13 protein-coding genes are annotated in these 13,573 nt (G+C 69.5%); 5 read left to right on the top strand and 8 right to left on the bottom strand.

From position 1 onward, the window contains the following. Positions 1–5: 5 nt before the first annotated feature. Positions 6–791 (bottom strand): HAD family hydrolase, encoded by a 786-nt coding sequence (locus ACLJOO_RS12290; RefSeq protein ID WP_410787016.1) that lies wholly within the window; start codon positions 789–791, stop codon positions 6–8. A gap of 5 nt (positions 792–796) precedes the next feature. After that, the gene (serS, locus tag ACLJOO_RS12285; RefSeq protein ID WP_410787015.1) at positions 797–2,071 is read right to left on the bottom strand and encodes a serine--tRNA ligase; all 1,275 of its coding nucleotides are present in this window, start codon (positions 2,069–2,071) and stop codon (positions 797–799) included. Between the two features lie 127 nt (positions 2,072–2,198). Between serS and ACLJOO_RS12280 the strand changes: the two genes are divergently transcribed. Then, positions 2,199–3,758 carry a diacylglycerol kinase family protein gene (locus ACLJOO_RS12280; protein ID WP_410787014.1) on the top strand — a complete coding sequence of 520 codons (1,560 nt, stop codon included), beginning with the start codon at positions 2,199–2,201 and terminating at the stop codon, positions 3,756–3,758. 77 nt (positions 3,759–3,835) lie between these two features. Here the strand turns inward: ACLJOO_RS12280 and ACLJOO_RS12275 are convergent, their stop codons facing one another. Continuing rightward, positions 3,836–4,315 carry a DUF4446 family protein gene (locus ACLJOO_RS12275; RefSeq protein WP_410787013.1) on the bottom strand — a complete coding sequence of 160 codons (480 nt, stop codon included), beginning with the start codon at positions 4,313–4,315 and terminating at the stop codon, positions 3,836–3,838. 113 nt (positions 4,316–4,428) lie between these two features. On the opposite strand from ACLJOO_RS12275, the gene larB reads away from it, so the two are divergent. Further along, on the top strand, positions 4,429–5,145 hold the full coding sequence (gene larB, locus ACLJOO_RS12270) for a nickel pincer cofactor biosynthesis protein LarB (RefSeq protein WP_410787012.1): 717 nt from the start codon (positions 4,429–4,431) through the stop codon (positions 5,143–5,145). Beyond that, on the top strand, positions 5,145–6,410 hold the full coding sequence (larC, locus tag ACLJOO_RS12265; protein ID WP_410787011.1) for a nickel pincer cofactor biosynthesis protein LarC: 1,266 nt from the start codon (positions 5,145–5,147) through the stop codon (positions 6,408–6,410). The genes larB and larC overlap by 1 nt, the downstream gene beginning before the upstream one ends. Here the strand turns inward: larC and ACLJOO_RS12260 are convergent. Together ACLJOO_RS12260 and ACLJOO_RS12255 are read right to left on the bottom strand one after the other, a co-directional pair. Then, positions 6,407–7,945 (bottom strand): DUF2029 domain-containing protein, encoded by a 1,539-nt coding sequence (locus ACLJOO_RS12260; RefSeq protein WP_410787010.1) that lies wholly within the window; start codon positions 7,943–7,945, stop codon positions 6,407–6,409. The two genes, larC and ACLJOO_RS12260, sit on opposite strands and share 4 nt — an antisense overlap. Further along, positions 7,935–8,732, bottom strand: a complete 798-nt coding sequence (locus ACLJOO_RS12255) for a glycosyltransferase (RefSeq protein ID WP_410787009.1) — start codon at positions 8,730–8,732, stop codon at positions 7,935–7,937. Before ACLJOO_RS12255 ends, ACLJOO_RS12260 begins: the two co-directional genes overlap by 11 nt. 249 nt (positions 8,733–8,981) lie before the next feature. Between ACLJOO_RS12255 and ACLJOO_RS12250 the strand changes: the two genes are divergently transcribed. Both ACLJOO_RS12250 and ACLJOO_RS12245 read left to right on the top strand, forming a co-directional pair. After that, on the top strand, positions 8,982–9,572 hold the full coding sequence (locus ACLJOO_RS12250) for a dihydrofolate reductase family protein (protein WP_410787008.1): 591 nt from the start codon (positions 8,982–8,984) through the stop codon (positions 9,570–9,572). A 91-nt stretch (positions 9,573–9,663) separates the two neighbouring features. Beyond that, entirely contained in the window at positions 9,664–10,878 is a 1,215-nt protein-coding gene (locus ACLJOO_RS12245) for an arginine deiminase (RefSeq protein ID WP_410787007.1), read from the top strand. A 202-nt stretch (positions 10,879–11,080) separates the two neighbouring features. On the opposite strand, the gene ACLJOO_RS12240 is transcribed toward ACLJOO_RS12245, so the two are convergent. The 3 genes from ACLJOO_RS12240 to ACLJOO_RS12230 all read right to left on the bottom strand — a co-directional run bounded on the left by ACLJOO_RS12240 (position 11,081) and on the right by ACLJOO_RS12230 (position 13,573). Beyond that, a complete protein-coding gene (locus ACLJOO_RS12240) occupies positions 11,081–12,052 on the bottom strand; it encodes a DUF5926 family protein (RefSeq protein WP_410787006.1) in 972 nt (323 codons plus the stop codon). A gap of 39 nt (positions 12,053–12,091) precedes the next feature. Further along, positions 12,092–12,508 carry an ATP-binding protein gene (locus tag ACLJOO_RS12235; protein WP_410787005.1) on the bottom strand — a complete coding sequence of 139 codons (417 nt, stop codon included), beginning with the start codon at positions 12,506–12,508 and terminating at the stop codon, positions 12,092–12,094. 240 nt (positions 12,509–12,748) lie between these two features. Next, positions 12,749–13,573: a glycerophosphodiester phosphodiesterase gene (locus ACLJOO_RS12230; RefSeq protein ID WP_410787004.1), complete on the bottom strand. Its 825-nt coding sequence runs from the start codon at positions 13,571–13,573 to the stop codon at positions 12,749–12,751.

Below are 13,573 nucleotides of genomic sequence, written 5' to 3'. Positions count from 1 at the left end.
TTTGACTAGAACCAGCGATTCAGTACGGCGGCCACACCGTCGTCCTGGACCGACTTGGTCACCTCGTCGGCGGCAACCTTGACCTCGTCCGGGGCGGAGTCCATCGCGATGCCGAGACGCGCATACGTGAGCATCTCGATATCGTTGCGTCCGTCACCGATCGCCAGCAGGCCGGCCGGATCCAGGTCGAGCTGCGCGAGCGCCACCTTCAGGCCGGTCGACTTGTCCACACCCTCGGGCGCGATGTCCAGCCACGCGGTCCAGCCGACGAAGTAGCTGACCCCGTGCAGGCCGAGGCGTTCCGCCAGGTGGACGAAATCGCTCTCGGACTGGTCCGGGTCCCGGATGATCAACCGGGTCACGGGTTGCGGTGCGAGCTCGTCGTCGCCGACCACCCGGATCCGCGCGTCCGCGCCGAGGTCGCCGTCCGGGAACGGCGCGGTGACCAGGTAGCTGCCGTCGTAGTCCTCGACCGCCATCCGGGCGTTCGGCGCGTACCTCCGCACCGACGCGATCACCGTCGTTGGGTCGAAGGTCCGCTCGTCGACGACCTCACCGTCCGGGTAGCGCAGCGTGCGCGCACCGTTGCTACAGACAACGAATCCGCCGGCCCGCAGACCGAGCCGCTCGGCCACGGGCCTGGTGGTGGACCAGGCCCGGCCGGTCGCCAGGATCACGGGCACCTGCTCGGAGGTACGGCGTACCGCGTCGAGGACCGCGGGCGACATCCCCTCGTCGTGGTCGATCAACGTACCGTCGATGTCCAGGGCAACGGCCGTCGGCCGCGGCATTTCGATCATTTGGCGACCGGTTCGAGGACCTCGCGGCCGCCGACGTACGGCTGCAGCGCGGTCGGCACCCGGACCGAGCCGTCGGCCAGCTGATGCGTCTCGAGGATCGCGACGATCCAGCGGGTGGTCGCCAGCGTCCCGTTCAGCGTCGCGACCGGTTGCGTCTTCCCGTCGGCGTCGCGGTGCCGGATGTTCAGGCGGCGGGCCTGGAAGTCCGTGCAGTTCGACGTCGAGGTCAGCTCGCGGTACCGGCCCTGCGTCGGCACCCACGCCTCGCAGTCGAACTTCCGGTACGCCGAGACGCCGAGGTCACCGGTCGCGGTGTCGATCACCCGGTAGCTCAGCTCCATCTTGTCGAGCATCTCCTTCTCCCAGGCCAGCAGCCGCAGGTGCTCCGCGGCCGCATCCTCCAGGCTGCAGTAGGAGAACATCTCGACCTTGTCGAACTGGTGGACACGGATGATCCCGCGGGTGTCCTTCCCGTGCGACCCGGCTTCCTTGCGGTAGCAGGACGACCAGCCGGCGTACCGGATCGGGCCGTTGGACAGATCGAGGATCTCTTCCATGTGGTATCCGGCCAGCGCGACCTCCGACGTACCGGTCAGGTACAGCTCGGGGTCCTCGAGCCGGTAGACGTCGTCATGCGCCGACAGGTAGCCGGTGCCGCCCATCACCTCGGGCTTGACCAGCGTCGGCGTGATCATCGGGGTGAAGCCGTTCTCCACCGCCTGCTGGACGGCCAGCTGCAGCATGCCGAGCTGGAGCAGCATCCCGACGCCCTTGAGGAAGTAGAACCGGGATCCGCTGATCTTCGCGCCGCGCTCCATGTCGATCGCGCCGAGCAGCTCGCCCAGCGCCAGGTGGTCGCGGGGCTCGAAGCCCTCGGCGGCGAAGTCGCGCGGCTTGCCGACCTCCTCCACCACCACGTAGTCGTCCTCGCCGCCGACCGGGGCCTCGTCGGACACCAGGTTCGGCAGGGCGGCGGCGAGCTCGTCGAAGCGGCGGCCGGCGTCGTTCGCGGCGGCTTCGTTGGCCTTCACCTCGGCGGCCAGCGTCTTGGTGCGCTCCAGCAGCGCGGTGCGCTCGTCGCCCTTGGCCTGGGCGACCTGCTTGCCGAGCGACTTCTGCTCGGCCCGGAGCGCCTCGAAGGCGGAGATGGACGATCGACGCTCCCCGTCGGCGACCAGGATCTGGTCGACCAGGTCCGTACTCTCGCCGCGCTTGGTCAGGGCGGCACGCACGACATCAGGGGTCTCACGGAGCAGTTTCGCGTCAATCACACCCTGAGGGTATCGGGGCGTGTCAGAACCGGCGAAGTCTATTCGGGATGATGGTCTAGGTACACGTGACCATCTAGGGGGATCTGAGCGGGCCATGAACCACCACCCACCCAGTCCGGTCGGCCGTGTGCTCACAGTCGTGCTGGGTGCGCTGCCGTTCACGGTGATCACGGTGCTCGTGTTCGGGCAGTGGCCGCCGCTGGCCCGCTGGGACCAGTCGGTCGCCGCGCGCGCCGCGTCGTACGGCGCCGCGCACGAGAGCGTCGTCGACTTCTGGCAGGTGGTCGGGGCAGTCGTGGTGCCGTGGACGTCACGGGCGGTGATCCTGGTCGTCGCGGCGTACCTGTGGCATCGCCGGGCACGGCTGCTGACCGTCTGGCTGCTCACTTCCGCCGGCGCCGAACTGGGCCTGGTGCAGGCGGTCAAGGCGATCTTCGAGCGGGAACGGCCGGCGCTGATGCTGGTCGAGAACGGCGGCTTCTCGTACGTGTCCGGTCACGCGACAGCCGCGTTCGTGATGGCCGGGGCGCTCGGGGTCGTGCTGCCGTCGGTGCGGGGCTGGCGGCGGCGGTTCCGGCTGCTGGTGTTGCTGCCGGTGATTGCGGTGGTGTGGATCGCGTCGGCCGACCGGATCGCGCTGAACGTCCACTACGTGTCCGACGTCCTCGGCGGCTGGGCGCTCGGGCTGGCGATCCTGACCGCGACGTCGATCGGGTTCGGCCTCCGGCCGGGGCTGCGGCGGCGCCGTCGGCGTACCCCGTCGGACGGTGACGGTACGACGGCTCCGCCACGGGCCGCCGTCATCGTGAACCCGATCAAGGTCGGCGACGGCGTGGCGTTCCGGCGGAAGGTGACGCGGGCACTCGCGGTCCGCGGGTACGACGACCCGCTCTGGCTGGAGACCCGCGAGGACGACGCCGGGAACGCGATGGCGAAGCAGGCGATCGAGAACGAGTCGGATCTGGTGCTGGTCGCGGGCGGCGACGGTACGGTCCGGGTGGTGTGCTCGGCGCTCGCGCACACCGGGATCCCGGTCGGGGTGATCCCGGCCGGCACCGGGAACCTGCTGGCGCGCAACCTGCACATCCCGCTCGACCTGGACGACGCGCTGGAGCGGATCCTCGAGGGCCGCGACCGGCGGATCGACCTGGTCCGGGTCCACGGTGACGGGCTCGACACCGACCGGTTCGCGGTGATGGCTGGGCTCGGGCTGGACGCCGCGATCATGTCCGACGCGCCGCCGCACCTGAAGAAGCAGATCGGCTGGACCGCGTACCTGGTGTCGGCGGCGAAGAACATCAATCACCCGTCGGTCCGGGTCCAGATCACCATCGACGACGCCGAGACGATCGAACGCCGCGTCCGGACGGTCGTGATCGGCAACGTCGGCATGCTGCAGGCCAACATCCCGCTACTGCCCGACGCCCGCCCCGACGACGGGCTGCTGGACGTCGTGGTGATCGCCCCTCGGCGCGTGACCCAGTGGCCGATCGTCGTCTGGCGACTCCTGACCCGCACCAACCGCACCGACATGTACCTGGAACGCTTCACCGGCCGCAAGGTCGAGATCGTCGCCGCCGTAGACGTCCAACGCCAACTCGACGGCGACCCCATCGGCTCCGGCCGCTCCCTAGCCACGGAGATCGAACCCGGCGCCCTCACCGCCCGAGTCCCCAAACGCCGCTAGCGGGTGCCGGTGCACCCCCTACGGTGCCGCCGCACAGGAGATGACCTGTGCCCACCCACCGCTTGGGGTGCAACGCTCTAGGGTTGCTCAGATTCCTTGCGGAGCGTTTCCAGAGCTTCTTCTTCCTCTGGGGAGAGTTTGGATTCGCTGGTGAAGGATTTGATTTCCTTCGCGTAGGTGCGGGCGTCGGCGCGGCTGTTGATCGAGGTGAGGACCACGCCGTCGCCGTTGTCGTCGAGGATCGCCATCGACCAGGAGAGCTTGCCGCCGGTTTCGCCGAAGGCGTCGTACCGGACGACGGCGAGGTGCTGCAGGGTTTCCTTGAGTTCGCCGCGGGTGACTTCGAGGTCCTTGCCCAGCTTGCGCAGCTCCGACTTCACGGTGCCGGGCTTGGCTTCCGGCTGGGCCGGTTGGGGTTCCGGCTCGGGGAGTGCTGCGGGCGAGACCTGGTCCGACGAGACCGTCCGGGCCCGGAGGGCCTGGATCGCGAACACCAGGGCAAGCACCGCCACGAAGAGGGCGGCGACCCCGAAGGCACCGGCTAACGTCGAAGACACAGCACGAGAGCCTAAGGCATCGCGTGTTATGCCTGAGTATTCAGGTGATCGCACAGCGTGCACAGCCGGGGACGGATGCGGTACCTCAGGCCGGGGCAACGTAGATTCGCCGCGTGACACATTTGCCTGATCAGGGCCCACAACCGGGCGTCCACGACCTCGGATACGCGCGCCTCGACACCGACCGGCTCGAGCGCACCGGGGACGCCGAAGTCGTCTACGGCGCGGGCAAGACACCGTCTCAGGTCGTGGAATTGCTGCGGACCCTGCACGCCACACACCCCGGTCACGCCGTATTGGCGACCCGGTTGACGGACGAGGCGCAGGCGGCCGTGACCACGGCGCTGCCGGATGCGGTGGTGGACCCGGTCGGCCGTACGGCGGTGCTCGGTGAACCGCCCGCGCAGCGCGGAACTGTCGCTGTCGTGGCGGCTGGTACGTCGGACGCTCCGGTGGCTGCTGAGGCGGCGACGACCGCCCGCGTGTTCGGGGCCGGGGTGGATGTCATCACGGATGTCGGCGTCGCCGGGCTGCACCGGATCCTCGGGGTGCGGGAGCGGCTCGATGCGGCGGACTGCCTGATCGTGGTCGCGGGGATGGAGGGCGCACTGCCGAGTGTGGTCGGCGGGCTGGTCGGGGTGCCGCTGGTGGCGGTGCCTACGTCGGTCGGGTACGGCGCCTCGTTCGGTGGACTGGCTGCGCTGCTCGGGATGTTGAACTCGTGCGCGCCCGGGGTGACGGTTGTGAACATCGACAACGGGTTCGGGGCCGGGGTGTTCGCGGCGCGTGTGGCGCGGCAGTCGGCTCCTCGTGAGACGAAGGAGGCGTGATGAGGGTCGCTTGGATCGACTGCTCGGCCGGCGCCTCTGGTGACATGCTCCTGGGGGCGTTCATCTCGGCCGGTGCCGACCTGAACGCGGTGAACGCGGCGGTCAGGGCCGTGGACCCGTCGTTGTCCGTCACCGTCACGCAGACAGCTCGGCACCAGATCGCCGCCACCAAGGCCACCGTCGAGGTCAACGGCGAACCCCACCCAGAGAACATCCCAGACGCCGGCCACGGACACGGGCACGACAACGCCGGGCACGGTCATGGGCATGGGCATGGCGGCGGGGGGCATGGGCCTACTCGGGCATGGGCTGAGGTTCGGCGGTTGCTGGAGGAGGCTCGGCTGGATGACGCGGTGCGGGCTCGGGCGCTGGATACGTTCGGGCGTCTCGCTCGCGCGGAGGCTGCCGCTCACGGCGTCGAGCCGGACACCGTGCACTTCCACGAAGTCGGCGCACTGGACGCGATCGCGGACATCGTCGGAGTAGCCGCCGCGTCGGTCTCGCTCGACCTCGATCGCATCGTCGTCTCGACGATCGTGCTGGGCGGTGGAGGTCAGGTGCGCGGTCAGCACGGCGGCATCCCGATCCCGGGTCCCGCAGTGCTTCATCTCGTGTCCGAGGCCGAAGCGCCGGTCACCGGCGGCCCAGCGCCGTACGAGATGACGACTCCGACCGGCGCGGCTCTCCTGGCGACGCTGGCGGACGAGTTCGGCCCGCTGCCGCCGATGCGGATCGAGCAGACCGGTGTCGGCGCGGGCGGCCGGGATCCCGTCGAGGTGCCGAACATCTTGCGCGTCGTGATCGGTGCGTCGGCCGACAGTTCGGCCACCGAGCTCGTGTACGAGACCAATGTCGACGACCTCGACCCGCGGATCTGGCCGCAGGTCCTCTCCCGGCTGATGGAGGCCGGCGCCGCCGACGCGTGGCTGACCCCGATCCTGATGAAGAAGGGCCGTCCGGCGCACACGCTGTCGGTCCTGGTCGGCAGCGCGAACGCCGAGACGGTCCGGGCGGTGATCCTGGCCGAGACGTCGGCGATCGGACTGCGGGAGTTCGCGATCCGCAAGCACGCCGCGGACCGCGAGTTCGCCACCGTCGACGTCGAGGGCCAGTCGATCCACGTGAAGATCGCGCGGTACGGCGGTCAGGTGATCAACGTGCAGCCGGAGTACGACGACGTGGCCGCAGCCGCGGACGTCCTGAAGAAGCCCGTGAAAACGATCCTCGCCAAGGCAATCGCAGCCGGTCACGACCTCTGGAGTTAGTGAGCTTCGGCGTTCTCCGCGACGGACTTCTGTTTGCGGCGGGGCCAGTCGTACGGCCACCATTGGGCGCCGTTGCGGCGGGCCCAGACGATCAGGCCGATCAGGACGGCCAGCTCGATCGCCGGGCAGAGGGTGTCGCGGAGGCGCGCGCTGAAGAACTCGAGGGAGTCGGACAGGCTCGCGGCGACCTGGCGCGCGTGCGGATCTCGCCCTGGGACGTACGCGATCGCGAGCATCGTCGTACGGACGACCATCAGGCCGTCGACCTTGGATGCGGCGACTGCGGCGAGGGCGACCCAGGCGATCACGTCGTACCAGGGCAGCGAGTACATCGCGGTCAGCACCCAGGCGATCGCGTAGATCGCGGTGTAGCGGATCGCGGCCGGCGTCGGGTCGTCCGGATGCGTTTGCGGCACCAACGACTTCGGGAACACCTGCGTCAGCAGGATCGCGACGACGATCAGGCCGACCCAGGCGAGGATCGCCAGGACGGTCCGCACCAGGCCGTTCGGCAGGAACAGGGTGAAGAAGCTCAGCAGCACCTTGTGCGGCGTACCGGTGGAGATGAACGACGTCTGCGACCGCGCCTGCTGGAACGCCTGGAGCCCGACGATCGCGTACAGCCCGCCCATCGCGATCGCGCCGCCGCCGCAGAAGTACAGGCACTTCCGACGGTCGGCACGCAGCGCCCACAGCATCGCGACCCCGACCAGGCCGATCGAAAGCTTCGTGCAGCCCGCGACGCCGATCAGGATACCGGCCAGGAACACGTGCCGCCGGAACAGCACCAGCGCGATCACCGCGAACATCACCGCGATCGCGTCGTTGTGCGCACCGGCCAGCACCGACCACAGCAGCAGCGGGTTGGCGAGGCTGAGCATGATCACGCGCCGCTTGGCCGGCAGATCCTTCCCGACGAGCTTGACCAGCAGCAGCCCGGTGACGACCAGGCTGATCGCGACCGACAACTGCAGCATCCACACGGTGAGCTGCGCGGAGTTGCCGCCGATCACCGAGGACAGCCACTGGATCCACGTCGCGATCGGCCCGTACACGCTGCGCGCGCCCTGCCACGGACGCTCGGTCGCGGTGATCACCGGGTCGTACCCGAGGCGGATGGTGTCCGCCGGCGAGGCCGTGTACGGGTCGCCGCCGAGCGCCATGATCCGCCCGTACGCCGCATAGATCAGCACATCGCCCGACGCCATCGGCGGTACGAGCGTGATCGCCGCCGTCGTACCGATGCCCAAGGCAATCAACCGGTCGACGCGCGGCGCCCAGCCGTGCTTCAACGCCTTGGTGGCAAGGAAAACGCCGTACCCGCCGAGTGCGATCGCGACGTAGATCATCACCGACACCAGCCAGTCGTTCGGCTTGGTGTCGAACCAGTACGACGGGAGCCACGCGTGCCGGTTCGTCAGCGTCAGCACGACCACGGACGGACCGAGCAGACCGACCGCCACGATCAGCGCCGTACAGGCCAGATAGAGAGCGACAGCCCGGCGGCCGTACTTCAGGCCCAGCTCAGTGCTCATTGCGCAGTCTCCGCGGAAACAGACTGCGCAGCGACGGCCCACCACCGTCCGCGGGCAGCGCACTGCGAGCGGCGAGCGCACGCCGGACGTGCAGGTACTGCTTCGCGCGGTGCAGCTGACCGCGCAGATCCGTCCCGGTCGCGCGGTGCCGGACCTCGATCGGCACCTCCAGGATCCGGAACCCCTTCCGGCCGAGGTCGATCGTCAGCGCGGTCTCGACACCGAACCCGGCAGCCAGCGGTACGGCGGAGTCGAACGCAGCGCGGGTGATGCAGCGCTGCCCGGACAACGGCTGCTCCGGGGCCCAGCCGGTCGCCTCCTGGATCCCGGCCCGCGCCAGCCTGACCACGAACCCGTGGCCGCCGGCCTTCGACCCGTCGGCCCGGATCTGCGCCGGCAACGTCCCGATGGTCATGTCCGCGCGGCCGGTCTGCACCGGCTCGATCAGCGGACCCGCCCCGGCCGCGGTGTCGGTCAGGTCGGCGTCGAGGAACAGCAGGTGCCGCGGCCGGGCGCCGTCCCGCTCCGCGACGGCGGCCGCGCCGGTCTCCATCGCGGCGGCCTTCCCGCGGTTGCGCTCGTGCCGTACGACGACCGCACCGGCCCGCTCGGCCGCTTCCGTCGTACCGTCCGTGGAGCCGTCGTCGACGACCACGACGAGGTCGACGCCGATGAGCTTGTGCACCGCGTCGACGGTCGCCGCGATCCGGTCGGCCTCGTCCTTCGCCGGGATCACGCAGGCGACGGCACGCTCGAACGGTTCGGGGGACAGGTCTTCATCGGGCACAGCACCGCAGCCTAGTTCCTCCCCAGCCGATCGACCGCGTCAGCATCCACTGCCTGTGGATTTCTCGTTCTTTCGAACGAGCCTGTGGATAACCGCCGGAAGGGGTCCGGATCACGGCATCTTCTCTGTCGACAGATCGCGGCATCGGCCGGCGGCGTCCCGATATCGGCCAGGTGGCAGATGTTCCGGAGTGGGCGCGGCGGCAGGATTTCAGGTGTCAGGCAGGACCGATCAGAAAGAGGTAAGGACATGACCCGCACAGTGACCGCGAACATCTCGCTCTCGCTCGACGGCCGCGTGAACGGCGCCGGCGGCGACTACGACATGAGCTGGATCGTTCCGCATGCGATCACCGACGGTGCCCGCGATCACATGATCCGGGTGACCGAGCCGGCCACCACGGCACTGCTCGGCCGGAAGAACTACGAGGGCTTCGGCGGCTTCTGGCCGGCGGTGGCCGACGACGAGAACGCGGCGCCGCAGGATCGGGCCTTCTCCCGCTGGCTGAACGAGACCGAGAAGGTGGTCTTCTCGTCGACGCTGACCGAGGCGCCCTGGCAGAACTCCCGGATCGCCGACGGCGAGCCCGCGGACGTGGTCAAGCACCTGCGCGACCAGGACGGCGGCGACATCATCGTGCTGGCCAGCTCGAGCGTGATCCGCGCGCTGCTGGCGGCCGACGAGATCGACCGGCTGAGCATCACCCTCGACCCCGAGCTGGTCGGCGGCGGGTCCCGGCTGTTCGAGGACGGCCTGCCGGCCACGTCGTGGAAGCTGACCGACTCGACCCCGACCGAGTCCGGCGCCCTCTGCCTGCTCTACGACCGGGTCCGCTCCTGACCGATTGGCCAACCAGGATATTGTCGGACAATCAGACAGATTGATCGGGTTGTCGTAGCGTGGTGGGTACGGCCAAGCGAAGGGCGGACGGATGACCGAGACGCGACAGGGCAGTGCGGCGTACGGCGTCGACAGTGAGGTCGGTCCGCTGCGGACGGTGATGCTGCACCGGCCGGGCAACGAGCTCCGGCGGCTCACCCCGCGCAACAACGACAAGCTGCTGTTCGACGGCATCCCCTGGGTCGGCCGGGCGCAGGACGAGCACGACGCGTTCGCCCAGGCGCTCCGCGACCGCGACGTCGAGGTGCTGTACCTCGGTGAACTGCTGACCGAGTCCCTCAACAACCCCGAGGCCCGGGCCCAGGCGGTCGCCGGCGCGACCGAGGATCTTCGCCTGGGTGACACCCTCCGCGACTACCTGCGGGCGTCGCTCGGCGATCTGGATGCGGCCGGGCTGGCGGAGGCCCTGATGGCCGGCGTCCGCAACGACGAGGTGCACGCGGGCGGGTTGGTCACCTCGCTGCTGGCGCACGAGGACTTCCTGATCGACCCCCTGCCGAACTTGCTGTTCACCCGCGACTCGAGCGTCTGGATCCGGGACTCGGTGGCCGTCACCTCGCTGGCGATGCCGGCCCGGATGCGCGAGACGCAGCTGACTGAGCTGATCTACACGTTCCACCCGCGGTTCGCGGGCGCCGACAAGGTGTACGACCACCAGTTGGAGCATGTCGAGGGCGGCGACGTCCTCGCGCTCGGTCCCGGCGTACTCGCAGTCGGCGTCGGGGAGCGGACCACACCGGCCGGTGTGGAGCGGCTGGCGCGCCGGGTCTTCACGAAGGGCCTCGCGCACACCGTTCTCGCCGTACCGATCGCTCAGCAGCGGGCGACGATGCACCTGGACACCGTCTGCACGATGGTCGACACCGACGCCGTGCTGATGTACCCGAACATGGCGGAGGAGATGCGGGCGCTCGCGGTCACCACCGACGGCGACCAGCTGCACATCGCGGAACCCGAACCGTTCCTGGTCGCGGCGGCGAAGGCGCTCGGCATCGACACGCTCCGGCGGATCGACACCGGCCTGGACCCGGTGACGGCCGAGCGGGAGCAGTGGGACGACGGGAACAACACCCTGGCCCTGGCGCCGCGGGTCTGCATCGCGTACGAGCGGACCGTGGAGACCAATGCACGCCTCGAGGAGTCCGGGATCGAGGTCATCCGGATCTCCGGCTCCGAGCTCGGCTCCGGGCGGGGCGGACCGCGGTGTATGTCGTGCCCGGTGCTGCGGGCACCGGCGACTACGTGAGCCCTACGACACGCGGAGTGAAATCGGGGCTTGTGGCCGACCACCATCCTGAGTACTCTTCATGCCTAGGCCCAGGCCCTGTTGCTCCCCCGTCAGCAGGACTTGGGCCGTCCACGTACTGGGCTGATTTTAACGATCACGGCCTAGACCACTCTGAGTGAACAGAACGCCCGGCTGATGATTCAGCCGGGCGTTCTGCTGTTCAGCGGATGGTGAGCTGGCGGCTGGCGAGGCCGGCGCGGGCGGCGCGCTCCTCGGTGCTCAGCGGGGCGTCGGTGGCGAGAGCCTTCTCCAGGGCGGTGGCGAAGTCGGCGGCGGGCTTCTCGACGTCAGCGGCCTCCGTGCCGGCCGGCAGCTCCCAGACCGGTGCGAGGACGCCGAGGGCGCGGAACGAGCCGATCAGGCGGCTGCCGTCGATGAGCGCGGAGCCACCGGCGGCGTGCAGCCGGGCGAGCGCGTCGAGCAGCGTGTCCTCGGTGTGCGGCATGACCCAGCGCAGGTAGATGCGGTCGCCGATCTTCGTCCAGTACGCCGCCTCGACCGACTCCAGCCGGACCGTCGGAGCCGCCGCGGCGTTCGCGCGCTCCAGGCCGGCCGCGACCTCACCGGTCGGGTCCTCGACGTTCTCGCCGACCCAGTACTCGAAGCCTTCGTGGACCTTGATCTCGATCGGCTTGCCGGTGTCGATCAGGTCCTGCAGCCGCGGGCCGTCCTTCATCAGGTCGCCGACCTGGACCGGGTTCCCCGGCTCGGTCTGCAGCGCGGTGGTGATCGCGTGGCCGAGGTCGCGGCTCGGGTCGCCGGACGAGGCGTGCGTCTGCATGCCGATCCAGATCGTCTCGTCGTCGCGCACCACACCCGGCATCGCCATCGGCAACAGGGTGACGAGGTTGACGATCTTGCCGGCGTTCTCACCGGTCAGCTCGACCTGCACCGTGCCGGACGGCACGATCTCGCGGAACGCGATCAGGTCGCACTCCGACGGCAGCCCTTCGAACGGCCGCACCACGAAGGTGTCGGCGGCCTGCGCCCGGTCCTTGCCGTGGCACTGCTTGAACCGCTTGCCCGAACCGCACGGGCAAGGTTCCCGCGGCCCGACATCCACCAGATCGGCCGGGTCGAGCGTGACGGTCGTCGTCGTGTTCTTCGCGCGCTGCCGCGACTTCTTTCCCATAACCCCGCAGTCTTGCAGCCCCGAGTACCCGAGAGCGAACTAGCTCGGGACGACCGCGTGCACTGTGCGGTGGCGGGCGGCGGTGCGGACGTCCCAGCTGGAGGTGAGAACGTCGACGATGGCCAGGCCGCGGCCGCCGACCGATTCCGGGTGCGTGTCGCTGATCCGCTGCGGCTCGGTGTCGCCGCGCCCGTCGGTGACCTCGACATGGATCCCGGCCCGGTCGATCCACCACGCGGCGCGTACCTCACCGGCCGGCAGCGGGGGCGCGTACCGGATCGCGTTGGAGAGCAGCTCCGAGAGCACCAACTGCGCGTCGTCACAGGCGGCGTCGGTGACCCGGTGGCGCTTCAGGTAGGCGGCCAGACGGCGGCGGGCGTCCGCTACCGCGGACACTTCGTGCGGCAGTACGACGTCCACAACGCTCACGTCGGCGGGCAGGGTCGCAGAGGACAAGCAGGGTCTCCTCGATGATCGGTTCAGCCACAAGGACTTCTCCCCACGATCCCGCCCCGGAAAACACCGATGGATATTCCGTTACATAGCCGAGCGGAGATCACGCCTAAACCCCGGGAAACCGTGACGAAATCGCCGGAATTGAACGTTGCAATAACCGCCCGCATTCGCCTCGCTACGTATCCGGACCGCGTGACACAAGCCACACCAATTCGTTCCGGCGTGTCACAAACTCGCAGGTCAGGTACGACGTCCTACTCCTTCCGACCCTTCCGCGAGGACCCGCAAGGCGACGTCCGGGCGGTCGCTGATCACGGCGTCGACGCCGATCTCGCGGCAGTGCCTGATGTCGTTCTCGGCGTTCACGGTCCAAACGTGGACTTGATGTCCGTGCTTGTGCGCGCGATCGACGTACTCCGGGTGCGCTGTGACGATCTCCAGGCTCGGTCCGGCGTACGAGACACCGGTCGGTAGCGAGCCGTCGCGGAAGCGCAATGGGACGCGGTCCATCAGCAGGACGGTGCGCAGGCCGGGCGCCAACGTCCGCATCCGGCGCAGGGAGAGCCAGGAGAAGCTCATCACCCGGGCCGGGGACTCCGTTCCGACCTTCGGGTGCGCCCAACCGAAGCGGTCGAGGGCCTCGATCAGGCGCCGCTCGACGAGCCCGGCGTACCGGGTCGGGTGCTTGGTCTCGATCGCCAGCTCGACCGGCCGGCCCGCGTCCCGCACGGTCGCGAGCAGCGTGTCGAGCGTGAGCACCTTCCGGACGTCGAGACCGGGCAACTCGGCCTCGTCGTCCAGCTCGGCCCACGGGCGCTTCCACGAGCCCCAGTCGTACTTCTCCAGCTCTTCGAGGCTCATCGTGGACAGCACGCCACGGCCGTTCGAAGTGCGCTCGATCCGGCGGTCGTGGACGCAGACCAGATGGCCGTCGGCGGTCAGCCGGACGTCGCACTCGAGCCCGTCCGCGCCGACATCGATCGCTCGCTGGTACGCCGCCAGTGTGTGCTCGGGGTTCACGTCGCTGGCACCGCGGTGCGCGACCACCCGTGGGAGCTTCCCCAT

It is taken from the genome of Kribbella sp. C-35, from assembly GCF_046549195.1.
Taxonomy (GTDB): domain Bacteria; phylum Actinomycetota; class Actinomycetes; order Propionibacteriales; family Kribbellaceae; genus Kribbella.
This window is presented reverse-complemented; position numbering and strand designations above follow the sequence as displayed.